Raw genomic sequence first — 25,338 nt, 5'->3', positions numbered from 1 at the left:
CCCGGGACAATGCGTCCCGCCGGAGGCGCTGCCGGTTTCCGCCGTGCAAACGAAAAGCCCCGCGCGGGGCGGGGCCTGGGGACGGCTTCGGGTGCGAGGTTACCGGGCCAGTGCCGCGGCCACGAACGGCGGGGTCGCCAGCGCGCCGGTGTGGATGTCGGCGCTGTAGTACTTCGTCTCGAAGTCCTTGGCGCGCGCGTCGCCGGTGCGGAAGTCGAAGCCTCCATCCTTGCGCGCCAGCGTGCAGCTCCACCAGCCGGTCGGGTAGCACGGCTGCGGGAACGGCAGGGTGCTGAAGCGGGTGAAGCCGGCCTTGCCCATCTCGCCGCGCATCTCGTTGATCAGGTCCAGCAGCATCAGCGGCGACTCGGACTGCTGCACCAGGATGCCGTCCTCCTTCAGCGCGCGGAAGCAGCTCTCGTAGAAGGCCTTGTTGAACAGCCCCTCGGCCGGGCCGACCGGGTCGGTCGAGTCGACGATGACGATGTCGACGCTGCCGGCCGGGCAGTTGGCCATGTAGGCGACGCCGTCGTCGAACAGCAGCTCGGCACGCGGATCGCCGTTGGATTCGCACAGCTCCGGGAACCATTTCTCGGCCATGCGGGTGACCTGCTCGTCGATGTCGCACTGGGTCGCGCTCTCGACGCCGGGGTGCTTGAGCACCTCGCGCAGGGTGCCGCAGTCGCCGCCGCCGATGATCACCACCCGCTTCGGCGCGGCATGGGTGAACAGCGCCGGGTGCGACATCATCTCGTGGTAGAAGAAATTGTCCTTCGTGGTCAGCATCATCGCGCCGTCGATGAGCATCAGGTTGCCCCAGTCGGTGCTCTCGAAGATCTCGATCTTCTGGAACGGCGACTGCACCTCGTCGAGCTTGCGGGTGATGCGGTAGCCGATCGCCGAGCCGGTCGGCTCGAAGTTCTCGTAGTGCCAGGTGGTGTTGTCGTTCATGCCGATGCGTCCCGAAGGTGGCCAGATCAGGGGGGCGGACCGTCCGGCCACGGAGGCGCGCCGGGACCGGTCGGACCGCAACGGCCCGGAGGGGCCGCGTGAGGCCGCGAATTGTAGCCGAGCGCGCCTCGGCCGCCGTGACCGCGAGGTGACCGCCGCCGCCGCCGCGGGGCCGCCGGCGCGCGCCCCGTCACGCCCGCGGCTGTAGAATGCGCGTCCCCCGCAACCGGTGTTCCGCCGATGTCTCCGTCGCTGTCCCGCTGGTCTCCCGACCAGGCTCGCAAGACCTACTCGATCCCGCACTGGGCCGAGGGGTATTTCGATGTCGACGACGCCGGCCGCATCAGCGTGCGTCCGCGCCGCGACGGTGGCCCGTCGGTGGCCCTGGCCACCCTGGTCGACGAGGCCCGCGGCAACGGCGCCAAGCTGCCGCTGCTGCTGCGCTTCCCGGACATCCTCGGCGACCGTCTCGGCCGCCTGCAGGGCGCGTTCGCGCAGGCGATGGCCGACTGGAACTACCCCGGCGGCTACACCGCGGTGTACCCGATCAAGGTCAACCAGCACCACGGCGTCGCCGGCACCCTGGCCTCGCACCACGGCGAGGGCTTCGGCCTGGAGGCCGGCAGCAAGCCCGAGCTGATGGCGGTGATGGCGCTGTCGCGCCCGGGCGGGCTGATCGTCTGCAACGGCTACAAGGACCGCGAGTACATCCGCCTGGCCCTGATCGGCCGCAAACTGGGTCTGGATACCTGGATCGTGATCGAGAAGCCGTCCGAGCTGCCGCTGGTGATGGCCGAGGCCGAGGCGCTGGGCGTGCAGCCGGGCATCGGCGTGCGCATGCGCCTGGCCAGCCTCGGCGCCGGCAAGTGGCAGAACAGCGGCGGCGACAAGGCCAAGTTCGGACTGTCGCCGCGGCAGGTGCTGGACCTGTGGAAGTCGCTGCGCGATGCCGGCATGACCGACTGCCTGGGGCTGCTGCACTTCCACATGGGCAGCCAGATCTCCAACGTGCGCGACATCGCCAGCGGCATGCGCGAGGCGGTGCGCTATTTCGTCGAGCTGTCGGTGCTCGGTGCGAACGTGCGTTACATGGACGTCGGCGGCGGCCTGGGCATCGACTACGAGGGCACCCGCTCGCGCAGCTATTGCTCGATCAACTACGGCGCCAGCCAGTACGCCGGCACCATCGTGCAGCCGCTGGCCGAGGCCTGCGAGGAGTACGGCCTGAGCGCGCCGCGCATCGTCACCGAGTGCGGCCGCGCGATGACCGCCCACCACGCGGTGCTGATCGCCAACGTGTCGGAGGTCGAGCAGGCGCCGGAGGGCCGCGTGCCCGAGCCGCACGACGACGAGCCGGCGGTGATCCGCCATCTGCGCGAGATCCACGAGGAGCTCGGCCAGCGTCCGGCGGTGGAGCTGTTCCACGAGGCCCAGCACCACCACAGCGAGGGCCTGAGCCTGTACGCGCTGGGCCAGATCGACCTGGTCCACCGCGCCCGCATCGACGACCTGTTCTATGCGATCGCGCACGCGGTGCGCGCGCAGCTCAACCCGGGCGAGAAGAGCCACCAGGCGGTCCTGGACGAACTGAACCAGCGTCTGGTCGACAAGTATTTCGTCAATTTCAGCGTGTTCGAGTCGATGCCGGACATCTGGGCGATCCAGCAGGTGTTCCCGATCGTGCCGATCGAGCGCCTGGACGAGGTGCCGAGCCGGCGCGGGGTGATCGCCGACCTGACCTGCGACTCCGACGGCCGCATCGACACCTATGTCGAGAACGAGACGCTGAACACCTCGATGCCGCTGCACGCGTTGCAGCATGGCCAGAGCTATCGCCTGGGTTTCTTCCTGGTCGGCGCCTACCAGGAGATCCTTGGCGACATCCACAACCTGTTCGGCGACACCGATGCGGTCGAGATGCGCGTCGACGGCGAGGATCCGCGCGGTTACCGGCTGACCCAGCAGCGCCGCGGCGACACCACCGACGTGATGCTCGACTACGTCGGCTACCGCCTCGACGCGTTGCGCGAGGCCTACCGCAACCGGGTCGCCGATGCGCATCTGCCGGCCGACGAGTCGGCGCGGCTCGTGGAAGCGCTGGAGGCGGGGCTGACCGGTTACACCTACCTCGACGACGGCGGCGCCGCGGTCGGTCGCGCGATCTGAGACGCACATGGGCGAGGCTGCTGCCGACAGACACTTCCTGGTGCTGGCGATGCGCGGGCCGGACTTCGATCCGGCAGTGATCGGACCGCACCGGGCCTTCCTCGAGCGACTGCGCGAGCAGGGGCGCCTGCGGCTGGCCGGCGGATTCGGCGATGCCAGCGGCGGCGCCTACCTGCTGCGTGCGGACGACCTCGACCAGGCCCGTGCCTTGGCCGAGAGCGACCCGCTTCACGTCACCGGTGCGTCGCGGATTACCGTCTTTGAATGGAACCTATGAAACATGGCAACTGAGAACTCCCCGGCCGTGCTGAAGACCGGCTTCATCGGACTGGGTGCGATGGGCGCACCGATGGCCCGCTATCTGCGCGACGCCGGCCTGCTGACCGTGGTCGGCAACCGCACCCAGGCCAAGGCCGATGCGTTGGCCGCCGAACTGGGCGTGCGCAGCGCGCGTTCGGCCGACAACTTCGCCGACTGCGACGTGGTCGCGCTGTGCGTGTCGCTGGACGCGGACGTGATCGAGAACGCGACCGCGCTGGCGCGGGTGCTCAAGACCGGTGCGGTCGTCGTCGACCATTCGACGGTGTCGGTGCAGACCGCGCGCCGGGTCGCCGCGCTGCTGGCCGCCGAGGGCATCGCCTTCCTCGACGCGCCGGTGTCCGGTGGTGTGGAGGGCGCCCGCAACGGCAAGTTGTCGGTGATGGTCGGCGGCGCCGAGGCGGCGCTGGAGAAGGCGCGGCCGGTGATCGAGGCCTATGCCGCGCGGATCAGCCTGATGGGCGAGACCGGCGCCGGCCAGGCCACCAAGGCGGTCAACCAGGTGCTGGTGGCCGGCATCAACGAGGCGGTCTGCGAAGGCCTGGCGCTGGCCGAGAAGCTCGGTCTGGATGCCGAGCGCCTGCTGCCGACGCTGATGGCCGGCGCCGCCGGCAACTGGTTCCTGGAAAAGCGCGGCGCGACCATGCTGCGCGACGCCTTCGCGCCGGGCTTCAAGTCGGTGCACATGCTCAAGGACCTGCGGATCGTGCAGGGCATCGCCCGCGAGGCCGGCATCCGCACCGCGACCATCGACCAGGCGGTCGCCGACTACGCGGAGCTGGTCGAGCGCGGTTACGGCGAGTCCGACACTTCGGCGCTGATCGCGCTCAAGCGCAAGCCGTAGGGCGCGTGGAGGGGCCGCTGGGCGGCGGCGATCGGACCGGTATCGCGCTTGCGCCGCTCCTGCGGGCGGCAAGTGTCCAGCAGCTACCGGGACTCGTAGGAGCGGCGTAAGCCGCGACCGGCTGTCGATCAACCCTGCGCCGCGGGCACGGGGTCCTGTGCGGCCAAACGTTCGCCAAGGGTCGCGCCGACCCATGCCGCCAGCAGGCTCAGGGCCATCGCCAGACCGTGCTGGCGCAGCACTTCGCCGGCACCGAAGGCGGGGCCGCCGTCGCTGGACAGCGCGCCGATCCCGATCACCGACGCCACGCTCAGCCATACCGCGATCGCCAGCAGGACCGCCAGCGGGCGGAAGCCGCGACGCGCGATCACGCCGCCGATCAGCATCGCCAGCAGGGTCACCAGCAGGCCGGCGAGCGGGATCGTGCCCCAGCCGGTCTCGGTGGGCAGGTCCAGTGCGCGTCCGCTGAGGCTGATCGCCAGGTCGAAACCGAGCATCAGCGCCAGCGCGGCGATGCAGCCCAACAGGTGTCGTTTGTCCAGTCGCTTGTCCATGGGCTCCCCGGCCACGATCCACGCGCGCCCTCGCGGCGGTCGCGCTGCTGCCGCAGTCTAGAGCGGGTCGCGCGGGCGCGTCCGCGAACCGCACACGATTTCGGATGATCGGGGCGATGCGGGGGCTGTCCGGTCGCGGTGGCGCGCGCGGTGCGGACTCGGGTCACTCAGCGCGCCTGCTCGGCCGCGGCCTGTTGTTGCTGTTGTTGCCCGGCCTGCTCCTGCTCGCGCTCCTGGGTCGCGTCCAGGTTCGCGCGCTGGGTCGCGACCTCGCGATCCCAGCGCTCCTGCAACGCCGGGTCGATCCGGCCATCGAGCAGACGGTCCAGGCGCGCGGCCGGGCTGTCGGCCGCAGCGGCGGGCGCCTGGACCGTGGCCTGCGACTGTGCTTCGGGCGCGCCGGGGATCGGCGCGATCCCGACCTTGCGGAATTCGAAGCCGGCGGCCATCGCCTCGTCGCGCGGTTCAGCGTCCAGGCAGTCGATCCGGCACAGCGTGTCCGGCGCCAGTTCCTCCTGGGCGCCGCGCACGCCTTCACGATCGTAGACCGAGGTGCGGTAAAAGAACTGGTGCTCCTCGGAGCGATGCACGACATTCAGTTCCGGCGCCGACGGTTCGGCGCGCTTGTCCAGGAACGGCGTGTCGCTGAGCGCGTTGAGGTAATCCACCATCAGGTTGCCGCTGCGGATCGCCAGGCCGTTGAGCGCATAGCTGCCGCCGACATCGCTGTGCGCACCTGCGACGGTGCCGTTAAGGAATCGGCCGTCCGCGCTCGTCCCGGGGTCGAGGATCCTGGTTCCCTGGAACAGGTTGCGGCGCTCGTCCTCGGCGGCGAGCTGGAAGCCGGAGATCACCGAGGGCGGCAGCCGGCGGTCATGGTCGCGCGGCTCGCCGGTGCCGACCGGATCGAACAGGCCGACCGCCTGCGGGACGCGCCCGGGTTCGAGCAGTGGCGGCTTGGTGAACTCGATGCTCTCGACCAGGCCGTCGGAGTCCTGCTTGACGAGCATTCCGTCGGGGTTCTGGATGCCGCGTTCCTGAACCAACCGAGCGAATCCGGCGGCCTGCTCAGCGCCACGACTGAATCCGATTTCTGCAATCCGTATCTGCGCTTGTGGATCTTCCTTCAGCCAGTCGCTGGCTTGGGTCACGAATTGGACATACATGGTTTCCAGGCGCGCTTCGTAGCTGCCACCACGCATCATGTCCAGTACGCCGTCGAGTCCGCCCTGTGTGCCCGGGCCTTCGACGTAACCGTAGTTGATCTGGGGAGGATGTTTCTTTGCGATCTGCTTGACCACCTCCGCTACATTGGTGTGGTTCTCCGGTGCGTCCCGGTACATGCTGTTGCCGGTACCGTCGAAGGCAGCGACGAACAAGCGTTCGTGCGGTTTCGATGCGCTGACCAGTACTGGTACATGCATCTGCGATAGCGCTTCGCTGGCCTGCCGGTAGCTGTCCAGGTCGTTGGTGTCGGCCGGATAGGTGCTGACACCGTCCGGGCTTCTGTCCTTGCCCATTGTTGTCCTCCCTGCCCGGGTCAGTAGGTGCGGCTCCAGACCAGCACGGGCTCATAGCGATGTCCGCTGTACTGGTTGCCTGGGATCTGTAGCTCCTTGGTTGGGATGTAGGTCTTCATGTAGACGTTGATGGTGCGATCGTTGACCTCGATCAGAATGCCGGGGTTGCTGATCGATACCCCTTCCGCGATGTCTTCACGCGGTACGTCATGACGGATCAGGCGGTCCTTGAATATCTCGCCGATATCGACTTCGGCATGGTGTTGTTCGCCGTCCTTCGAGCGCCAGGTGACGATGGCCGGTGGCGGGAAGTTGGGCAGGGCCAGGTGGCCGGCGTTCCAGTTCTCTTGGTAATCGGGGCCGAAAGAGGACGCAGGTGGGCTGATCTCGTCCTCGTTGTCGACGCCATGCGGGAATCCGGCGTAGAGCACCTTGCAGCCGATGGTGTCGTAGCAATAGGCACCGAAGTTGTGGCGCACGAACTTCAGCGGCCAGTCGGCGACGGTGTTGTCGCCGCGGGTGATGCGGGGCTTGTCGGATGGGGCGGTCATGGCCATGGGCGATTGGCATCCTGCGCTGATCAGAACGGAAGCGAGCACGGCGGAAGCCGCGACGAGGCGGGCGCGTGCCGGTCTTCGGCGAAGCGGTGCGGAGCGGTTGCGCACGCGGGGGACCTCCATGTGGAAGGGGGCGCGGAGACGGGGCTTGCCGGCATTCCGCTGCGTCGCTCAGAACCTAGCACAGCGGCTTTGGTGGCCAAGTGCAGACGTGGACGCGCGCGTTGACGCGCGGTCGCTAAACGGGAGTGTGCTACCGGAAGGAGAGTACGACACGCCGTGAGTCGTGGTGGTGGATTGGCGGCCCGGCGAATCCCGTCGCGGTGCCGCGCGCCTGACCGGTGGTGGCGCGCCATCCGGCAGCGTCCGTCGCCGGCTCTCGAGCGCGGTGTCGCCATCGACGAGGCAGTGTGCGTGCCCCGTCGTTCAGCGGATGTCCGTGGGCCGGGCGCCGCTGGAACCACCGGCGGCCGTGGAAAACCGGTTTACTGCGCCTTGATCGCCAGTGCGTCGAGGCCGCCGCCGGCGAGCTTGCGCTTGGCGTCGGCGAGGTCGCTGGCGGTGCCATACGGGCCCATCCGCACACGGTAGACGGTCTTGCCGTTGATCTGCGCCGATTCCACCCGCGCGCCAAGGCCGAGCAGGGCGATGCGCGCCTTCAGCTCCTCGGCCTGGCCGGAGGCCTGGAACGCGCCGGCCTGCAGGATGTAGCGGCTGCCATCGCCGACACCGGCGGCGGTGGCGGTGTTGCCGGGCGGCGCCGCCGCGGTTGCCGTTGGCGCGGGTGCGGGTGTGGCTTCGCGTGGCGCGGGGCGGCTTTCCTCGGGCTTGGGGGTGGGCGCCGGCGCCCTGGCGACTTCGGCGTCGACCGGACGCGGCAGGCTGCGATCGGCCGAGGCGACCTGGACGTCGGACTGGCCATTGAGCGCACGCAGCGCGCGGTCGCGCTCCAGCGCGGCCTTGCGCTGGCTCTCGGCGCGCTCGGTCGCGGCCAGTTCGGCGTCGGTCATCGGCACTTCCTTGCCGGTGAGCATGTCGTAGAACGCGAAGTCCTCGCCGTCGTCGTCGCCGGCCGCCGGGGTGATCGTGTCGTTGCCGGCTTCGTCGTTGCCCGCGCGCGGTTGCGGCGCGACCTCGTCGTCGGCGTTGGATACCGGCGCCGGCTGCGCATTCGGGTTGGGCTGCGGGCGGAAGAAGCCGTCGCCGTCGGACTTCAGGTAGCCGGGCGCGACCAGCACCACGATCAGGGTCAGCAGGATGCCGAGCACCATCCAGGCCCAGCCGGGCAGGCCGTTGCTCTGGTTGCGCTTGGCTTGGGACTTGTTGCGTCGTGCTGCCACCGTGTCATGAACCTCGCTGCGGTCGCCGGCGGCACGATGGAGATGCCGGGCGAAGTGTGATGTCTATCGCAAAACGTGCGTTATCGGTCAGTGTAAGCGACGCGGGCGGCTCACATCACCTCGGGGGCGCCGACGCCGAGCAGGCCGAGGCCGTTGGCGAGCACCTGGCGGGTGGCCAGGGCCAGGGTCAGGCGCGCGTCGCGGGTCGCGGCGTCCTCGACCAGGAACTGGTGATCGTTGTAGTACGACTGGAAGGTCTGCGCCAGTTCGAGCAGGTAGGCGGCCAACTGGTGCGGCTCCAGGTCGCGACCGGCGCTCTCGACCACGTCCGGGTAGCGGCCGATCGCGGCGACCAGCTCGTGGCAGGCGGCATCGTCCAGGTCCAGCGGCTGGGCCAGGCCGTTGTCGCGGTCGAACTCCAGTCCGCGCTCGGCCAGCTGGCGCATCAGCCCGCACATGCGCGCATGGCTGACCTGGACGTAGTAGACCGGGTTGTCGAGCGACTGGCTGCGGGCCAAGTCGATGTCGAAAGTCAGCTGCGAGTCGGGCTTGCGGGCGATCAGGAACCAGCGGGTGGCGTCCTTGCCGACCTCGTCGATCAGGTCGCGCAGGGTCAGGTAGCTGCCGGCGCGCTTGGACAGCTTCACTTCCTCGCCGCCGCGCATCACCGTGACCATCTGGTGCAGCACGTACTCCGGCCAGCCCGGCGGGATGCCCTTGTCCAGCGCCTGCAGACCGGCGCGGACGCGGGCCAGGCTGCCGTGGTGGTCGGCGCCCAGCTCGGTGATCGCGCGCTCGTAGCCGCGCTGCCACTTCGACAGGTGGTAGGCGACATCCGGCACGAAGTAGGTGTAGGCGCCGTCCGACTTGCGCATCACCCGGTCCTTGTCGTCGCCGAAGTCGGTGCTGCGCAGCCAAAGCGCGCCGCCGTCCTCGTAGGTGTGGCCGCCGGCGACCAGCTCGCGCACGGTCTCCTCGACCTTGCCGTCGGTGTACAGGCTGCTCTCGAGGAAATAGACGTCGAAGCCGACGCCATAGGCTTCCAGGTCGAGGTTCTGTTCGCGACGCAGGTAGGCGACCGCGAACTGGCGGATCGCATCGAGGTCGTCCGGATCTCCGGCGCCGGTGACCACGTGGCCCTCGACCTCGACGCTGTCGCCGCGCAGGTAGGCGGCGGCGACGTCCTTGATGTAGTCGCCACGGTAGCCGTCTTCCGGCCAGCCGGCGTCGTCGGGGCCGCGGCCCTGGGCGCGCGCCTGCACCGAGATCGCCAGATTGTTGATCTGCGCGCCGGCGTCGTTGTAGTAGAACTCGCGCTTCACGTTCCAGCCGTTGGCGGCGAGCACGCGCGCGATGCAGTCGCCGATCACCGCGGCGCGGCCGTGGCCGACGTGCAGCGGTCCGGTCGGATTGGCCGAGACGTACTCGACCCCGGCGGTGTGGCCGCGGCCGCTGTCGTTGCGGCCATAGGCGTCGCCGGCGGCGAAGACCTCGCCGATCGTGCCGCGCCAGGCCGCTTCGGCGATGCGGAAGTTGATGAAGCCCGGTCCGGCGATCTCGACGCTGGCGACCGTGTCGCTGGCCGGCAGCGCATCGACGATGGCCTGCGCGATCGCGCGCGGGTTGGTGCGGGCCGCCTTGGCCAGCAGCATCGCCGCATTGGTCGAGAAGTCGCCCTGCGCGCGGGTCTTCGGCCGCTCGATGACGTAGTCGGGCGTAACGAGGTCGGCCGGCAGGGTGCCGGCGGCGCGCAGGGTATCGATGGCCTGCGCGACCAGGGCGCGGAGAGCGGTTTTCACGGGCGTTTGGGGCGTGTTTCGGAACCGGCCATTGTACGCGACAGCGGTCCGGACGGGCTGCGGAGGATGAACGGATGCGACGGCGACGCACCCCGGCCCGGGCGGGTCCACGCCAGCGGCATGGCCGGCGGCAAGGGGGCGGCGGGCCGGAACCCTCCTGCCCACCGGCGCGAGTCCGCCGCCCGAAGCCTCCTCACAGCCAGCCGCGTGCGGCCAGCGAGACCGGCGGGCCGTCGGCGATCACGATGTGGTCGAGCAGGCGCAGGTCGACCAGGGCCAGCGCCTGCTTGAGGCGGAGGGTGACCGTGCGGTCGGCGGCGCTGGGTTCGCGATTGCCGCTGGGATGGTTGTGGCCGACGATCAGCGCCGCCGCGTTGTGGGCCAGGGCGCGGCGCACCACTTCGCGCGGGTGGACCTCGGCGCCGTCGACGGTGCCGTGGAACATCTCCTCGAACGCCAGCGCGCGATGGCAGGTATCCAGGAACAGGACCGCGAACACCTCGTGCGAGCGCCCGCGCAGGCGTTGCGCGAAGTAGCGGCCGACCGATTCCGGGTCGCTCAGGGTCTCGCCGCGCTCCAGTTCGGCCGACAGGTGGCGATGCGAGAGCTCCAGCACCGCGGTCAGCTGGCAGATCCGGGCCGGTCCCAGGCCCGGCAGCGACGCCAGCTCCTGCGGCGAGCATTCGAGCAGGCGGCGCAGCGGTCCGTGGACGGCGAGCAGCTGGCGCGCGGTGGTGACCGCGTCCTGGCCGCGCAGGCCGGAACCGAGGAAGATCGCCAGCAGTTCGGCATCGGACAGCGCGCCGGGGCCACGGGACAGCAGCTTCTCGCGCGGGCGCTCGCTGGCCGGCCATTCGCGTATGCGCAGCACGGCGGGGGAGAGTCGGTCCTGGGGTGCGTCCTGCATGGGGCCCTTCCTTGGGCAGGTTGTCCTTGTGGTTGTGTGTGGCGGCGGGCCGGCTCCCGGTTCCCGTTGGGGAAGAGCCGGGGACCGGTCCGGAGACGCCGGCCGCCCCGCCACGAGCCCATTGCATCGCGCACCGGCGTTCGAAACAGCCGGAAAGTCATCCGTCATCGGGTAAGCTAAACGCCCGGTTTCGCCTAGGAAATTTCCGATCCCATGCCCGCCGACCTGGCCGGAAAACACGTGCTGCTGTGTGTCTGCGCCGGCATCGCCGCCTACAAGGCGGCCGATCTGGTGCGGCGCCTGCGCGAGGCCGGCGCCGAGGTCCAGGTCGCGATGACCGCCGATGCCGGCCACTTCGTCGGCGAGGCGACCTTCCAGGCCCTGTCCGGGCGCACGGTGCGGACCTCGTTGTGGGATGCCGCGGCCGAGGCCGCGATGGGGCATATCGAGCTGGCGCGCTGGGCCGACCGGATCGTGATCGCGCCGGCCACCGCCAATACCCTCGCCAAGCTCGCCCATGGCATGGCCGACGACCTGGTCACCACCCTGTGCCTGGCGACGACCGCGCCGCTGACGGTGGCGCCGGCGATGAACCACCGGATGTGGCTGCATCCGGCGACCGTGGCCAACATGGATACCCTGCGCGGCCGCGGCGTGCAGGTGGTCGGCCCCAACGACGGCCCGCTCGCCGAGGGCGAGTCCGGCCCCGGGCGGATGAGCGAACCGCACGAGGTCGTCGCCGCGCTGGCGGAGGCGATGCGGACGGAGGGCGCCTGAGATGGCCGCGCACGACCGCCCGCCCGGTGCCGGCAGCGCGACGGCCTCCCTGGCCGGACTGCGGGTGCTGATCAGCGCCGGCCCGACCTACGAGGACATCGATCCGGTGCGCTTCATCGGCAACCGCAGCAGCGGCAAGATGGGCTTCTCGATCGCCGCCGCCGCCGCCCGCCGGGGCGCCGACGTGGTGCTGGTCGCCGGGCCGGTGTCGCTGCCATCGCCGGAGGCGGTGACCCGGATCAACGTGCGTTCGGCCGCGGACATGCATGCCGCGGTGATGGCCCAGCTGCCGGCCGACGTCTACATCGGCGCCGCCGCGGTCGCCGACTTCACCCCGCGCGAGGCCTCGGCCAGCAAGATCAAGAAACGTCCCGGCAGCGACACCCTGACCCTGGAGCTGGTGCGCACGCCCGACATCCTCGCCGAGGTCGCCGCGCATGCGTCGCAGCGTCCGCGGCTGGTGGTCGGTTTCGCCGCCGAGACCGACAACGTCGAGGGCTACGCCCGCGGCAAGCTCGACAACAAGCGTCTGGACATGATCGCGGCCAATCGCGTCGGCGTCGCCGGCAGCGGCTTCGAATGCGACGACAACGCGCTGTCGGTGTTCTGGGGCGACGGCGAGCGCGCGCTGGGCCCGGCCGCCAAGACCGAACTGGCCGACCTGTTGTTGGACCTGGTCCTCGAGCGCCTGGCCGATACGACGCCGGCGGCATGAGGGTTGGCAGGGCACGAAACTTGCAACACCCGTCGGGTGGCCCGGAGGCCGCATCGACGCAGCGACCAATCGAGGAAACGTGACGCCGTGCACCACACCCTGGAACTGAAAGTGCTCGATCCGCGATTCGGCGACGCCTGGCCGCTGCCGGCGTATGCGACCGCGGCCAGCGCCGGCCTGGACCTGAGGGCGGCGCTGGATGCGCCGTTGACGCTGGCGCCGGGCGATGCGGCACTGCTGCCGTCGGGTCTGGCGATCCACATCGGCGATCCGGGACTGTGCGCGGTGATCCTGCCGCGATCGGGACTGGGTCACAAACACGGCATCGTGCTGGGCAACGGGACCGGGCTGATCGACGCCGATTACCAGGGACCGTTGATGATCAGCGTGTGGAATCGTGGCGGGCAGGCTTTTACGATCGAGCCCGGCGACCGCATCGCGCAGTTGGTGATGCTGCCGATCGTGCGTGCACGGTTGCAGGTCGTCGACGAATTCGAGGCCAGTGCAAGGGGTGCCGGCGGCTTCGGCCACACCGGCGTGCGCTAGCGGGGCGAGAGGCTCCAAGGGGAAGGACGGAATGGTGGATCTGAAGATCGAGCGGCCGCAGTTGTCGGCTGAACAAGGCCGGTTGCTGCGGCGTCTGCTGGCGCTGGCCTGCGTGCTGCTGGCGGCATGGTTCGCGTGGTGCGGCTGGCAGCAGCAACAGGACAGCAGCCGTCGTGCCGGCCTGCAGAGCGCGCGCGACTCGGTCGTGCAGAGCGTGCAGGAGGTGCTCGCCGGCGAGTACGAGCGGATGGCCACGCAGCTGGCCAAGACCGATGTGCGCGCCGCGCTGGAGGCCGATGATTTCGCCACCGCCGGCACCCGTCTCGCCGACGGCTGGCCCGGGGTCAAGGAGGCGCGGGTGTTCCCGCCCAGCCTGGAGAGCGCCTACGCGGTGCTGACCGCCGAGGGCGCGCGCGGCGGTGGCTACGGCCGCCTGGCGGTGCTGGAAGCGGCGGTCGCGCAGAACCGGGCGGTCGCCTGGGTCGTGGGCGATGCCGGATCGCGGCAGTTGGAGGTGGCCTCGCCGATCCACGAGGGCGAACGCCTGGTCGCGGTGGCGGTGGTGCAGTTGCCGCTGGATTCGATCGGCGACGCGATCGAACGGGCGCCGATGGCCGGCGACACCTACATGGCCCTGCGGCAAGGCTCGTTCAGCGTGATCGAACGCGGCGACAGCCGTCTGGGCGGTGGCGCCGAGTCGCTCGCCGCGCGCATCCCCGACAGCGAGTGGCGGGTGGCCGCGGCCGTGCCCGACGTCGCCGGCGGCCCGCTCGGTCTCGACGGTCCCGCCTGTTTCATGGTCGCCGCCGTGCTGTTGCTGATGGCGGTGCTGGCCAACTATGCGGACAAGCTCGCCCGCCGGCGCAAGCCGGCCGAGGGCGAAGAGGAGGCGGAACCGGCCTCCGAACAGACCCTGGCCGAGTCGCTGCAGCAGGCGCCCGAGCCCCCGGTCACCCCCACCCAGAAGGCACCCATCATCGATAAGGACGCACCACCCCCATCCGCCCAGGTCGGCATCGACCGCGGCATCTTCCGCGCCTACGACATCCGCGGCATCGTCGGGCAGTCGCTCGACGCCGGCATCGCCGAACTGGTCGGCCATGCGATCGGTTCGCTGATGCACGAGCAGGGCCTGGAGGACATCGTGGTCGGCCGCGACGGCCGCCTCTCCGGCCCCGAGTTGAGCGAGGGCCTGATCGCGGGCCTGCGCAAGGCTGGCCGCAACGTGTTCGACATCGGCCTGGCGCCGACGCCGCTGACCTATTTCGGCGCCTATCACCTGCGCGCAGGCTCCTGCGTGTCGGTCACCGGCAGCCACAATCCACCGGACTACAACGGTTTCAAGGTCGTGGTCGGCGGCGAGACCCTGTCCGGCGACGCGATCACCGACCTGTACGCGCGGGTCGCCGAGGACCGGCTGTACACCGCGCCGGCCCCGGGCCGGCTCGAGCAGCGCGACATCAACGACGACTACATCGAACGGGTCGCCTCCGACGTGCAGATCGAGCGCCCGCTCAAGGTCGTGGTCGATGCCGGCAACGGCGTCGCCGGCGAGCTCGGGCCGCGCGTGCTGGAGGCGATCGGCGCCGAGGTCACGCCGCTGTACTGCGAGATCGACGGCACCTTCCCCAACCACCACCCGGACCCGAGCGAGCCGCACAACCTCAACGACCTGGTCAAGATGGTCGACCGCCTCGAAGCGGATCTGGGCATCGCCTTCGACGGCGACGGCGACCGCCTCGGCGTGGTCACCCGCGAGGGGCAGAACATCTTCCCCGACCGTCTGCTGATGCTGTTCGCCGCCGACGTGCTGGAGCGCAATCCCGGCGCGGTGGTGATCTTCGACGTCAAGTGCACCGGCCGTCTGCCTGGGCACATCCTGCGCCACGGCGGCAGCCCGCTGATGTGGAAGACCGGCCATTCGCTGATCAAGGCCAAGATGCGCGAGACCGACGCCGAGCTGGCCGGCGAGATGAGCGGCCACTTCTTCTTCAAGGAGCGCTGGTACGGCTTCGACGACGGCATTTATGCCGCCGCGCGCCTGCTGGAGATCCTGGCCATGCATCCGGACGGCCCGAGCCAGGCGCTGGCCGAGCTGCCCGACGGGGTGTCGACGGCGGAGATCAAGGTCGACGCGCCGGACGGCAACCCGCACGCCTTCGTCGACGCGTTCCGCGAGCAGGCCCAGTTCGAGGGTGCGCGCCTGTCGACCATCGACGGCCTGCGCGTGGACTGGCCGGACGGCTGGGGTCTGGTGCGCGCGTCCAACACCACGCCGGTGCTGGTGCTGCGCTTCGATGCCGACAGCAAGGCGGCGCTGGAACGCATCCAGGCCGCGTTCCGCGCCCAGTTGCTGGCGGTCAAGCCGGACCTGCGCCTGCCGTTCTAGGCGCTCGGGCGGGGGCGGGCCGCGGCGCGCCCTCGCGCCTGCGGCGGCCGGAAACGAAACGGGGCGGGAGTCTGACTCCCGCCCCGTTTCGTTTTTGCCATGCCGCGAAGGGGCTCAGCTGTTCATCATGTTCAGCATGTCGACCGCGTCGTTGTAGCTCTCGACGACATCGTTGAACTCGGACGGGTCCTTGCGCGCCTCGCGGTAGCTGCCGGCCAGCTCGCTCAGCTCCTCGGCCAGCGACTCGTAGCGGTCGATGGTCGGCAGCGAGTCGGCGTCCTCGGCCTGGCGCTTGTCGTGCTCCTCGCGCATGGCGGCGATGCTCGCCTCCATCGCCGCGATGTGCGCGTTGGCCTCCTCGATCTTGGCCTCGTTCTTGAAGTCGTCGGTGGAGTTGAACAGGTCGATCACCTTCTCGGCCGAGCCGAGCGCTTCCCAGGTGTGCAGTTCCAGCAGCTGGCCGTCGGCCTTGAACTGCGCCACGGTCTTCTCGTGGGCGACCTTGGCGGCGGCGTCGACCTGGACCGCCAGTGCATTCACCGCCGATTCGATCGCGGCGATGCCCTCACGGTACTTCGGCAGCAGCTCCTTGCCCTTGGCGCCGCCGTCGTCCTCGTAGCGCTTGGCCTTGTTGTAGTCCTGCAGCTCGCTCCAGGCCGGCAGGCCCTGCTCGATCGCCGCCAGCAGCGCGTTGGCGGCCTGGTCCAGTTCCGGCGTGGCGCCCGGCATCGCGGCCGCATCCTTCAGGTTCTGGACGTCGGAATCGGAGAAGAAGTGGCTGTCGGTGCGGATCGCCTTGAAATCGCCGGCCTCGACCTTGGCCGCATCCCTGGCGCGCCACTGGGCGAAGGTTTCGTTCGTCGGGCTGCTGAAGCCGCGCATGCGATTGCCGATCTCGATATAGGCCTGGACCTTCTCGTCCCAGGCCTGGTCGTCGGCCTGCGCGCCGACCCCTTCGACTGCGGCGGTCAGTGCGTCGGAGCTGGGGATCTTGTTGCAGGCGGGGAGTGCGACCAGCAGTGCGGCGCCCAGCAACGTCGGGATGAGGTGCTTCATCGGGAACTCTCCTTGATTGGGAATCGTCCATTGCTTCCAGACCCGGCTGGCCTGGAAGGGACGCGAGTCTGCCCGAAAATGCGATACCGGTCACCCCCTGTCGCGAGGTGACAAGCAGTGTCTGCGTGCGCGCCGGGCGCGTCGCCGCTACGAACGCCTTGAACGGCGGGCGCGGCTCAGCCCTTGAGTTCGCGATAGCGGGTCAGCGCGCTCTCGAACTCGCCCTCGACATCGGCGCGCTCCTGGCGCTGCTGCGAGAGCATGTCCTGCTGGCGCAGCAGTTCCTGGTGCTGGCCCTGGATGTTGCCGGCCAGCGCGGTGCCCACCGGCTTGCCGGCCAGCTCGGTCTCGCTGGCGCGACGCAACAGGGTGACCAGGCTCTGGCGCAGGCCCTGGATGCCGAGCTCGGAGGCCTTGACGGTCTCGTCGAGCAGGACGATGCGGTTCTGGTAGGCGCGGCGCAGGTCGTCCTCGGTGGCGTAGGACTCGGCCATCGCCTTCTCGCGGCGGGCCAGCGCCGCCTTCCTGGCCTCTTCGAGCTGGCGCGCGCGCTCCTGTTCGGCGGCGGCGACCCGTTCCTCCGCGGTCAGGGCGCGGCCGACGGTCGCGGTGGTCATGCCGCTGTTGACGCTGATCTCGGTGCGCGCGCTGTCGACCGCGCTGGCCGGCAGCGCGTCGCCGCAGACCTTGCGGCCGTTCTCCTGCCAGCAGTAGAGCTTCTTGCTGCCGCTGGCGGCGCCCTTGCCCTTGCCCTGGGCATCCGCCGCCGATACCGCCGCGAGCAGCAGGGCGCCGACGGCGACGGCCGACAGCGCGCTCCCGGAGCGGCTCAGGCAGCGGATCGTGTTCATTGGCAGACTCCGTTCGTCCCTGGTCATCGTTCGTTCATGACGCAAGAGTCGGGCCAAGCCCGTCACGAGCTTGCTACCGCGGGGGTCAGCGTGGTGTGAGGCTGCCGTAGGCGTCGCGGTAGGCGAGCAGGCGCCCGCGTTCGGCGGCGAGGGTGTCGTCGTTGCCGGTGAAGGCGAGCAGATCGTCGAGCGAGGCGACGCTGATCACCGGCAGCCCCTGCTCATCCGCGACAGTTTCTGCCGCTGAGCGTCGGGATGCGGCCGGGTCGACCGCCTCCTGGCGATCGAGCGCGATCACGATGCCGGCGGCAATGCCGCCGCCGTCGCGGATGATCGCCAGCGCTTCGCGGATCGCGGTGCCGGCGGTGATCACGTCGTCGACGATCAGCACCCGGCGGCCGTCCAGCGGCGCGCCGATCAGGCTGCCGCCCTCGCCGTGGGCCTTGGCCTCCTTGCGGTTGAACGCGACCGGCAGGTCGCGTCCGCGGCCGGCGTACTCGCAGGCCAGGGCGGTGGCCAGCGGGATGCCCTTGTAGGCGGGGCCGAACAACAGGTCGAAGTCGCCGATCGCGCCCGCCTCGCGCTGCGCGTCGATCGCGTCGGCGTAGCAGGCGGCCAGCCCGGCCAGGGCGGTGCCGCTGTTGAACAGGCCGGCATTGAAGAAATACGGGCTCTGGCGGCCGGACTTGAGGGTGAACTCGCCGAAGCGCAGCGCCTGGGCGCGCAAGGCGAGCTGGAGGAATCGGGACTTGTACGACACGGGGCGCGGGACTCGGGCAGGGGGTCGGGAAAGCCTAACCGATCGCCTCGACGGCGGGCCGGGGCGGGTATGCTCTGACAGTCCCGGGCCACTCATTCCAGGCATTCGTGAAAATCATCAGCTTCAACGCCAACGGCATCCGTTCCGCCGCCAACAAGGGCTTTCTCGACTGGTTCCACGAGCAGGACGCCGACGTGCTGTGCGTGCAGGAGACCAAGGCGCAGGAGGCGCAGCTGACCGACCCGATGTTCCGGCCCGACGGCCACCACTGCTTCTATCGCGACGCGATCACCAAGAAGGGCTACAGCGGGGTGGCGATCTACAGCCGCCGCGAACCCGACGAGGTCCGCACCGCGCTGGGCTGGGCGCCGTTCGACGACGAGGGCCGCTACATCGAGGCGCGCTACGGCAACCTCAGCGTGGTCTCGTTCTACATCCCGTCCGGCTCCTCCGGCGAACTGCGGCAGGGCTTCAAGTACGAGGTGATGGACTGGCTCAAGCCGATCCTCGACGCGTGGCTGGCCAGCGGCCGCGACTATGTGCTGTGCGGCGACTGGAACATCGTGCGCAGCGCCCGCGACATCAAGAACTGGAAGTCCAACCAGAAGAATTCCGGCTGCCTGCCGGTCGAGCGCGCGTGGCTGAGCGGGCAGATCGGCGCCGACGGCGGCAGCGACGGCACCGCCGGCCGCGACGGCGGCTGGGTCGACGCCTACCGCGCGCTGCACCCGGAGGGCGAGGACTACACGTGGTGGAGCAATCGCGGCGCCGCCCGCGCCAACGACGTGGGCTGGCGGATCGACTACCAGCTGGTGACCCCGGCGCTGGCGAAGCGGCTGAAGGCCTGCTCGATCGCGCGCGAGCCGCGCTTCTCCGACCACGCGCCGTTCACGGTGGAATTCGACGAATGAGTTCGGTTGAGAGCTTGGTCCAGCGCCTGCCTGCCGGAATTCGTCCCTATCTGCAGCGTGAGCCCCTGGCAGCGCTGCTGCTGGGTATCTCGTCGGGCTTTCCCTACAGCATGATCGGCGCGACGCTGACCACCCGCCTGGCACAGGACGGGATCGACAAGAAGGCCGTGACCGCGTTTTCGCTGGCATTTCTGGCCTACAACCTCAAGTTCCTGTGGGCGCCCGCGGTGGACGGGCTCAGACTGCCGATACTGGGGCGTCTCGGGCAGCGCGTATCGTGGTTGCTGGTGGCGGGAGTCGCGGTGATGGCGGCGGTGGCCTGGCTGGGCGCGCTTGACCCCAACAGCGATCTGATGCTGGTCGCAATCGCGGCGGTGAGCGTCGGCGTTGCGGGCGCCACCTTCGACATCGTCATTGATGCCTACCGGATCGAAACACTGCGCCCGGAGCAGCTGGGCGTTGGCTCGGGCATGTCGCAATATGGCTGGCGGATCGGCTCGGTGGTTGCTGGCTCGCTGGCGCTCTACGTGGCGGCCCGCAATGGTTGGAATCTCGCCTATCTGCTGTGCGCTGGCCTGGCCCTGCCGGCGATCCTGGTGGGTATTGTGCTCGGAGAGCCGAAGCGCCACGTGGTAATCAGCGAGCGCCGCGGTTGGCGACAGGCGTGGACAGCTACGGTCGGACCACTGCTCGAATTCCTGCGCCGCCGGGGGGCGATGCTGGTGCTGCTGTTCGTGCTGCTCCACAAGATCGGTGACACCCTGGCCAACCTCACCTTGCGGCTGTTGCTGAACGATCTGGGTTTCAGCAACGACGAGATTGCCACCTGGGACGTCGGCCTTGGCTTCATCGCCATGTTGATCGGTATCTTTGTCGGCGGTGTCCTGTATGCCAGCATCGGGATGAAACGTTCCGTGCTGATCTCGCTTGTGCTGATGGCGGTATCGAACCTGAGCTTCGCGTGGCTGGCCGCGCACGGCCATTCAAATGCGTTGCTGGCTTTCACCATCGGCTTCGAAAACTTCGCCAGTGGAATTGGCGGTGTGGTGGTGGTGGCCTATCTGTCGGCATTGTGCAATCTGGCCTACACCGCGACCCAGTATGCGTTGCTGTCTGCCGCCGCCAGTGTGATCGGCAGATTGTTGACCGGGACAACCGCGGGAGCCCTGATTGAGCAGCTCGGCTATGTGCAGTTCTATCTGCTCACGACCGTGGCGGCACTGCCGGGCGTGCTGTTGTACCTGTTCATGTTGAAGCGGGGACTGATCGACCAGTCGCTGGGTAGCGCGGGACGCTCGGCTTGAGTCGCTCGCCGCGTCCGGTTGACCTACCGGCGGTCCTGTTGTGCATACTGGTGGCCGCACGCCAGCCAAGGCGCGGCATGGAGGCCGGTATCACGTGAATTCACCGCAGAATGCGGCCCAGGCCATGAGTGACATCATCCTTCGCGACATCGATAGCGTCCTGATGGAGCGCATCAAGCGCGTCGCCGACGCGCACGGTTGGGACCTGCAGGCGGCCCTGATGCAGTTGCTGGAGCAGGGCTTGTACGTGTGCGAGGGCGAGCTGTCGCGCTCCTTCAACGATGCCGATGCGCGCGCGCTGCAGGAGGCGATCGCGGCGATGGAGGACGTGCCCAACGATCCCGGATTCGCCCGGATCGGGCAGATCGAGCCGCCGCCCCAGGCCGAACCGGATCCGCCGGATCCGTCGATTTCGCTGCCGCGCGGGTTGTTCGACGAGGACGCGCCCGGGCGCGGCGACTGAGCCTCGCCCCGCGGCTCAGTCCGCGGCCGGGTGGATCACGCCGAGCACGCGCGGGCCGCGGGCGCCGCTGACGCTGGGCAGGTTGCCGGCGCCACCGGCCAGCGCCTGGCGCGCCAGCCAGGCGAAGCCCATCGCCTCGACCAGGTCCGGATCGATGCCGTGCACCGCGGTGGATTCGAGCCGCACCTGCGGCAGGTGCGCGGCGATCCGTGCCAGCAGCAGCGGGTTGTGAACGCCGCCGCCGCAGGCCAGCAGCCGGCGCGTGGACGGCTGGGTCGCACGCAGGGCGTCGGCGATCGTGTGCGCGCTCAGTTCCAGCAGGGTCGCCTGCACGTCCTCGGCGCGCTCGTCGCCGCGCAGCCGCTCGGCCACCCAGTCGAGATGGAACTGCTCGCGGCCGGTGCTCTTGGGCGGCGCCGCGGTGAACCAGGGCTCGTCCAGCAGCCGCGCCAGCAGCGCATCGTCGCAGCGGCCGCTGGCCGCGAACGCGCCGTCGGCATCGTAGCCGCGGCCGGTGTGACGCAGGCACCAGGCGTCCAGCAGGCAGTTGGCGGGACCGGTATCGAAGCCACGCACCGCGCCCCCGGGATCGGCCGGCAACAGGGTCAGGTTGGCGATACCGCCGAGGTTCAGGGCCGCGCGGTCCTCGTCGGGCGCGCGCAGCAGTGCGTTGTGCAGGGCCGGCAGCAGCGGCGCGCCGTGGCCGCCGGCGGCGACGTCGCGGCGCCGGAAGTCGGCGACCGTGGCGATGCCGGTGCGCTCGGCGATCACGTGGGCGTCGCCGATCTGCCAGGTGAACGGATGGCGGCCGTCGTAGGCGGCGCCGGCCGGGCGGTGGCGCACGGTCTGGCCGTGCGAGCCGATCGCCGCGATCGCATCGGCGGTCATTCCGGCCTTGGCCAGCAGCGCCTGCGCGGCATCGGCGAAGACCTCGCCGACCTGCACGTCGAGGGTCGCGATCTCGTCCAGCGAGTCGATCCGCGCGCCCTGGCCGATCTCCACCAGGCGCGCGCGCAGCGCCTGCGGCCAGGCGTGGGCGTGGCCGTGGACCAGCTCGCAGCGGTCGTCGCCGTCGAAGCGGACCAAGGCCGCATCGATGCCGTCGGCACTGGTGCCGGAGATCAGGCCGATGAAGAAGCGGGCGTCGGTACTGGAGTCGTCGGGCATGCTCGGGTCGGGGCCGGTGGCCGTGGGCGGGCGACGCATGCCGGCGCCCGGGAGGCGGGGCGCGCCGTCAGCGGCGCGCGGTGGGAGCGGCTACGGCCGGGCTCAGCCCTTCTTGCCGTCCTTGGGCGCCTCGGCCTTGGCGACCTGGCCGCCGTCGGCCTCGCCGCCGACGTCGGCGTAGATGATCCGCTCGACCTGCTGGATGCGGGCCAGTGCCGGACCGGTCTGGGCGCGGAACTCGGCCAGCGCGGCGCCGCGCAGCGGCTCCGGCGGCGGCATCGTCACCGACAGCGGATTGCGGTGCACGCCGTTGATGCGGAATTCGTAGTGCAGGTGCGGACCGGTGGCCAGGCCGGAGCTGCCGACGTAGCCGATCACCGAGCCCTGCGGCACGCGCTGGCCGGCCTTGTACTTGCCGAAGCGCGACATGTGCGCGTACAGGGTGGTGTAGCCGCGACCGTGGTCGAGCACGACGGTACGGCCGTAGCCGCCCTTCCAGCCGACGAACTGCACGCGCGCGTCGCCGGCGGCCATGATCGGGGTGCCGGTGCCGGCGCCGTAGTCGACGCCCTTGTGCTGGCGCACGCGGCCCAGCACCGGGTGGCGGCGCGAACCGAAGCCGGAGGTCAGGCGCGCATACGGGATCGGCATGCGGATGAAGCTCTTCTTCAGCGGACGGCCGTCCGGGCTGAAGTACTCGGCCTTGTCGCCGCGCTCGAAGCGGAAGCCCGAATAGGTCTTGCCGCCGGTGCTGAAGGTCGCCGCCAGGATCTTGCCGCGGCCGATGCGCTCGCCTTCGCGCCAGTTCTCGTCCATCACCACGCTGAAACGGTCGCCGCGCTGGATGTCGGTGTTGAAGTCGATGTCGTACTGGAAGATTTCGTCGGTGAGTACCGCGATCGCCGCCGGCGACAGGCCGGCCTTGCGCGCGGCGACATACAGCGAGCTGGTGATCTCGCCGGTCGCCACCACGGTGCGGGTCTCGACCGGCCGCTCGATCACGGTCTCCTTGATCGAGTCGCCCTCGATGTGCAGCTCGACGCGATGGGTGTCGTCGCGGTCGAAGCGGAACGTGCGCAGCCCGCCGCCGACCGGCAGGTCGAAGGCCAGCTCGGTGCCCGGGCGCAGCCGGCCCAGTGCGGTCTTGGCGCTGGGCTGGGCAAGGATCTGCTGCAGGGTCGCGGCGGGGACGCCGAGGTCCTCGAACAACTCGCCGAGGGTCTGGCCGGACTGCACGGTGACGATCTGCCAGCTGTCGCCGCGCGCCTGTTCGGGCGAGCGCGCCGGCAGCGGCGGCAGGGCCAGCGCCATCGACTGGCGCGGCGCGTGCGCCGGCGCGGTGGTGTCGTTGCTGAAGCCCGGCACGATCGCCGCGACCAGCAGGCCCATCGACGCGAACAGGCTCGCGGTCGCCCATTGGCGACGCGACCAGCGGCCGTTGAATCCATCGGAGAGGTGACGGGCCAGCACCGGGCGGTGCAGGGAGGCTTCGCGCAGGGCCTTCAGGCGCTCGCGCCGGCCGGGGCCGGAACCCGTTACAGTCATGGTCTTGGTCTCCCCCTGCGGAAGCTGTGAAGGCGGCGTGTCGGGGGTACCATAGTCACGCGAGCAACACGCGTCAAACCCTTGAGCTGAATGGGGTTTTTCGGTCCGGCGAGCGTTAACGCCCCTTTAACCTGCAACCGTGTCCGTCGTCGCATTCAGGTCGGCGGTCAGACCCGTAGAGAGCCAGCCTTGTCCATCCAAGATTCCCTCGATCTGATCGGCCGCGGCGCCGACGAAATCCTCAAGCAAGAAGAACTCGAAGCGCGCCTGAAGGAAGGCCGCCCGCTGCGGGTCAAGGCCGGCTTCGATCCGACCGCGCCGGACCTGCACCTGGGCCACACCGTGCTGCTCAACAAGATGCGGCAGTTCCAGGACCTCGGCCATCGGGTGATCTTCCTGATCGGCGACTTCACCGGAATGATCGGCGACCCGACCGGCAAGAACATCACCCGCAAGCCGCTGACCCGCGAGGACGTGCTCGCCAACGCCGAGACCTATGCCGAGCAGGTGTTCAAGGTGCTCGATCGCGAGCGCACCGAAGTGCGCTTCAACTCCGAGTGGTTCGGCAAGATGGATGCCGCCGACATGATCCGCCTCGCCGCGCAACACACCGTCGCGCGCATGCTCGAGCGCGACGACTTCGCCAAGCGCTATGCCGCGCAGCAGTCGATCGCGATCCACGAGTTCCTGTATCCGCTGGTGCAGGGCTACGACTCGGTGGCGCTGCAGGCCGACGTCGAGCTCGGCGGCACCGATCAGAAGTTCAACCTGCTGATGGGGCGCGGGCTGCAGGAGCATCACGGCCAGAAGCCGCAGATCGTGCTGACGATGCCGCTGCTGGAAGGCCTGGACGGCGTGCAGAAGATGAGCAAGTCGCTGGGCAACTACATCGGCATCGACGAGCCGGCGATCGACATCGTCACCAAGACCATGAAGATCGACGACACCCTGATGTGGCGATGGATCGAGCTGCTGAGTTTCGACATCGGCGTCGCCGAGGCGGCCAACCTCAAGCGCGACATCGAGGCCGGACAGCTCAATCCGCGCGATCTGAAGCTGCGCCTGGCGCGCGAACTGGCGGCGCGCTTCCACGATGCGGCCGCGGCCGAGCAGGCGGTGGCCGGATGGAACGCCGCCGTGCGCGGACAGGGCGATACCGCGCAGTTGCCGCTGAACGACGTGCCGGTGCCGGCGGAAGGGCTGCGCATCGCCGCCCTGCTGACCGCGGCGGGGCTGACCCCGAGCAACTCCGAAGCCAACCGCAAGCTCAAGGAGCGTGCGGTGCGCATCGATGGCGAGGTCCTCGAGGATCCGCAGCGGGTGTTCGTGCCGGGATTCGAGGGCGTGCTCGCGGTCGGCAAGCGCAACTTCGCCCGGGTTCGCCTGGTCGCCGCCTGAGTGTCGCGCCGCACGCCCCCGCGCGTGCGGCGTCGGCCCGTTCAGGGCGCAAGCGAAAGGGGGCGTGGGCGCGCCCGGCGGGGGTTTTGAAAAATTTTGTCATCCCCCCTTCCCAAAGCTGAAACGGATGTGCACAATGCGCGCCCCGCCGAGGTGCAGGATTGATTGGCGGGGCGTGTTGGAGGCGGTTTTCAGCGGGTGGTTGACGGTCTGGAAAGTTGCTGTAAGATGCGCGGCCCGCTGGCGGGAAGCGAGAGCTGAACGGCGGAGGGGCGGCAGGAAAAAGGGCTTCGAAAGGTGTTGACGGCCCCGAAAACTGCTGTATGATGAGCGGCTCCCTCGGGCACTTAGGCAAACGCCGGTGAGCGGGGATGAGAGTCAAGCGGGGCGCGGCGTTGAGGCCGGTTCCGGAGTTCTTTGAAAGTGTGCGCAGGTGACTTGTGCGGGCGTCTGGCAGGTGGATGTAGTTGTCCATTAGCTGGAGTCCGAACAGGAACCAA

21 protein-coding genes and 1 pseudogene are annotated in these 25,338 nt (G+C 69.6%); 10 read left to right on the top strand and 12 right to left on the bottom strand.

The features are described 5' to 3' along the window. Positions 1 to 99 precede the first annotated feature (99 nt). On the bottom strand, positions 100 to 951 hold the full coding sequence (gene speE, locus C9I47_RS16715; RefSeq protein WP_111267763.1) for a polyamine aminopropyltransferase: 852 nt from the start codon (positions 949 to 951) through the stop codon (positions 100 to 102). Positions 952 to 1,203: 252 nt separating this feature from the next. On the opposite strand from speE, the gene speA reads away from it, so the two are divergent. The 3 genes from speA to C9I47_RS16700 are packed head-to-tail and all read left to right on the top strand — an operon-like array spanning position 1,204 to position 4,279. After that, positions 1,204 to 3,117: an arginine decarboxylase gene (speA, locus tag C9I47_RS16710; protein ID WP_111268213.1), complete on the top strand. Its 1,914-nt coding sequence runs from the start codon at positions 1,204 to 1,206 to the stop codon at positions 3,115 to 3,117. A gap of 7 nt (positions 3,118 to 3,124) precedes the next feature. Continuing rightward, positions 3,125 to 3,394, top strand: coding sequence for a YciI family protein (locus tag C9I47_RS16705; RefSeq protein ID WP_111267762.1), 270 nt, complete (start codon positions 3,125 to 3,127; stop codon positions 3,392 to 3,394). A gap of 3 nt (positions 3,395 to 3,397) precedes the next feature. Beyond that, positions 3,398 to 4,279, top strand: coding sequence for an NAD(P)-dependent oxidoreductase (locus C9I47_RS16700; RefSeq protein ID WP_211371867.1), 882 nt, complete (start codon positions 3,398 to 3,400; stop codon positions 4,277 to 4,279). A gap of 128 nt (positions 4,280 to 4,407) precedes the next feature. On the opposite strand, the gene C9I47_RS16695 is transcribed toward C9I47_RS16700, so the two are convergent. The 6 genes from C9I47_RS16695 to radC form a co-directional block, all read right to left on the bottom strand. Further along, on the bottom strand, positions 4,408 to 4,833 hold the full coding sequence (locus tag C9I47_RS16695) for a hypothetical protein (RefSeq protein ID WP_111267761.1): 426 nt from the start codon (positions 4,831 to 4,833) through the stop codon (positions 4,408 to 4,410). A 167-nt stretch (positions 4,834 to 5,000) separates the two neighbouring features. Next, positions 5,001 to 6,353, bottom strand: coding sequence for a T6SS phospholipase effector Tle1-like catalytic domain-containing protein (locus tag C9I47_RS16690; RefSeq protein WP_111267760.1), 1,353 nt, complete (start codon positions 6,351 to 6,353; stop codon positions 5,001 to 5,003). Between the two features lie 20 nt (positions 6,354 to 6,373). Then, the gene (locus C9I47_RS16685) at positions 6,374 to 6,910 is read right to left on the bottom strand and encodes a hypothetical protein (protein ID WP_111267759.1); all 537 of its coding nucleotides are present in this window, start codon (positions 6,908 to 6,910) and stop codon (positions 6,374 to 6,376) included. Between the two features lie 485 nt (positions 6,911 to 7,395). Then, a complete protein-coding gene (locus tag C9I47_RS16680; protein ID WP_111267758.1) occupies positions 7,396 to 8,250 on the bottom strand; it encodes an SPOR domain-containing protein in 855 nt (284 codons plus the stop codon). Between the two features lie 110 nt (positions 8,251 to 8,360). Then, positions 8,361 to 10,049, bottom strand: a complete 1,689-nt coding sequence (gene argS / locus C9I47_RS16675; RefSeq protein WP_111267757.1) for an arginine--tRNA ligase — start codon at positions 10,047 to 10,049, stop codon at positions 8,361 to 8,363. 193 nt (positions 10,050 to 10,242) lie between these two features. Next, positions 10,243 to 10,917 carry a RadC family protein gene (radC, locus tag C9I47_RS16670; protein ID WP_111268211.1) on the bottom strand — a complete coding sequence of 225 codons (675 nt, stop codon included), beginning with the start codon at positions 10,915 to 10,917 and terminating at the stop codon, positions 10,243 to 10,245. Between the two features lie 252 nt (positions 10,918 to 11,169). Here radC and coaBC point away from each other — a divergent pair. The 3 genes and pseudogenes from coaBC (at position 11,170) to C9I47_RS16655 (ending at position 15,383) form a co-directional block, all read left to right on the top strand. Continuing rightward, positions 11,170 to 12,448 (top strand): annotated as a pseudogene (gene coaBC / locus C9I47_RS16665) (bifunctional phosphopantothenoylcysteine decarboxylase/phosphopantothenate--cysteine ligase CoaBC). Between the two features lie 87 nt (positions 12,449 to 12,535). After that, positions 12,536 to 12,994, top strand: coding sequence for a dUTP diphosphatase (gene dut, locus C9I47_RS16660; RefSeq protein WP_111267756.1), 459 nt, complete (start codon positions 12,536 to 12,538; stop codon positions 12,992 to 12,994). Positions 12,995 to 13,028: 34 nt separating this feature from the next. Continuing rightward, on the top strand, positions 13,029 to 15,383 hold the full coding sequence (locus C9I47_RS16655) for a phosphomannomutase/phosphoglucomutase (RefSeq protein ID WP_223250198.1): 2,355 nt from the start codon (positions 13,029 to 13,031) through the stop codon (positions 15,381 to 15,383). Between the two features lie 114 nt (positions 15,384 to 15,497). Here the strand turns inward: C9I47_RS16655 and C9I47_RS16650 are convergent, their stop codons facing one another. The 3 genes from C9I47_RS16650 to pyrE all read right to left on the bottom strand — a co-directional run bounded on the left by C9I47_RS16650 (position 15,498) and on the right by pyrE (position 18,050). Then, complete coding sequence (locus C9I47_RS16650; RefSeq protein WP_111267754.1) at positions 15,498 to 16,439, bottom strand: DUF3829 domain-containing protein; 942 nt, start codon at positions 16,437 to 16,439, stop codon at positions 15,498 to 15,500. Positions 16,440 to 16,615: 176 nt separating this feature from the next. Next, positions 16,616 to 17,290 (bottom strand): hypothetical protein, encoded by a 675-nt coding sequence (locus C9I47_RS16645; protein WP_111267753.1) that lies wholly within the window; start codon positions 17,288 to 17,290, stop codon positions 16,616 to 16,618. 85 nt (positions 17,291 to 17,375) lie between these two features. Further along, positions 17,376 to 18,050 carry an orotate phosphoribosyltransferase gene (pyrE, locus tag C9I47_RS16640; RefSeq protein ID WP_223250197.1) on the bottom strand — a complete coding sequence of 225 codons (675 nt, stop codon included), beginning with the start codon at positions 18,048 to 18,050 and terminating at the stop codon, positions 17,376 to 17,378. Between the two features lie 107 nt (positions 18,051 to 18,157). Here pyrE and C9I47_RS16635 point away from each other — a divergent pair, with 107 nt between their 5' ends. From C9I47_RS16635 to C9I47_RS17780, 3 genes are all read left to right on the top strand, one after another. Then, positions 18,158 to 18,961 (top strand): exodeoxyribonuclease III, encoded by an 804-nt coding sequence (locus tag C9I47_RS16635; RefSeq protein WP_111267751.1) that lies wholly within the window; start codon positions 18,158 to 18,160, stop codon positions 18,959 to 18,961. After that, positions 18,958 to 20,265, top strand: coding sequence for an AmpG family muropeptide MFS transporter (locus C9I47_RS16630; RefSeq protein ID WP_111267750.1), 1,308 nt, complete (start codon positions 18,958 to 18,960; stop codon positions 20,263 to 20,265). Before C9I47_RS16635 ends, C9I47_RS16630 begins: the two co-directional genes overlap by 4 nt. A gap of 124 nt (positions 20,266 to 20,389) precedes the next feature. Further along, entirely contained in the window at positions 20,390 to 20,728 is a 339-nt protein-coding gene (locus C9I47_RS17780) for a hypothetical protein (RefSeq protein WP_190238547.1), read from the top strand. Positions 20,729 to 20,743: 15 nt separating this feature from the next. Here the strand turns inward: C9I47_RS17780 and C9I47_RS16620 are convergent, their stop codons facing one another. Both C9I47_RS16620 and C9I47_RS16615 read right to left on the bottom strand, forming a co-directional pair. Continuing rightward, complete coding sequence (locus C9I47_RS16620; protein WP_111267749.1) at positions 20,744 to 21,895, bottom strand: anhydro-N-acetylmuramic acid kinase; 1,152 nt, start codon at positions 21,893 to 21,895, stop codon at positions 20,744 to 20,746. A gap of 102 nt (positions 21,896 to 21,997) precedes the next feature. After that, positions 21,998 to 23,440: a M23 family metallopeptidase gene (locus C9I47_RS16615; RefSeq protein WP_111267748.1), complete on the bottom strand. Its 1,443-nt coding sequence runs from the start codon at positions 23,438 to 23,440 to the stop codon at positions 21,998 to 22,000. Positions 23,441 to 23,629: 189 nt separating this feature from the next. Between C9I47_RS16615 and tyrS the strand changes: the two genes are divergently transcribed. Then, positions 23,630 to 24,838, top strand: coding sequence for a tyrosine--tRNA ligase (gene tyrS / locus C9I47_RS16610; protein ID WP_223250196.1), 1,209 nt, complete (start codon positions 23,630 to 23,632; stop codon positions 24,836 to 24,838). Positions 24,839 to 25,338: the final 500 nt, after the last annotated feature.

It is taken from the genome of Marilutibacter maris (assembly GCF_003233695.1).
Lineage (GTDB): Bacteria > Pseudomonadota > Gammaproteobacteria > Xanthomonadales > Xanthomonadaceae > Marilutibacter > Marilutibacter maris.
This window is presented reverse-complemented; position numbering and strand designations above follow the sequence as displayed.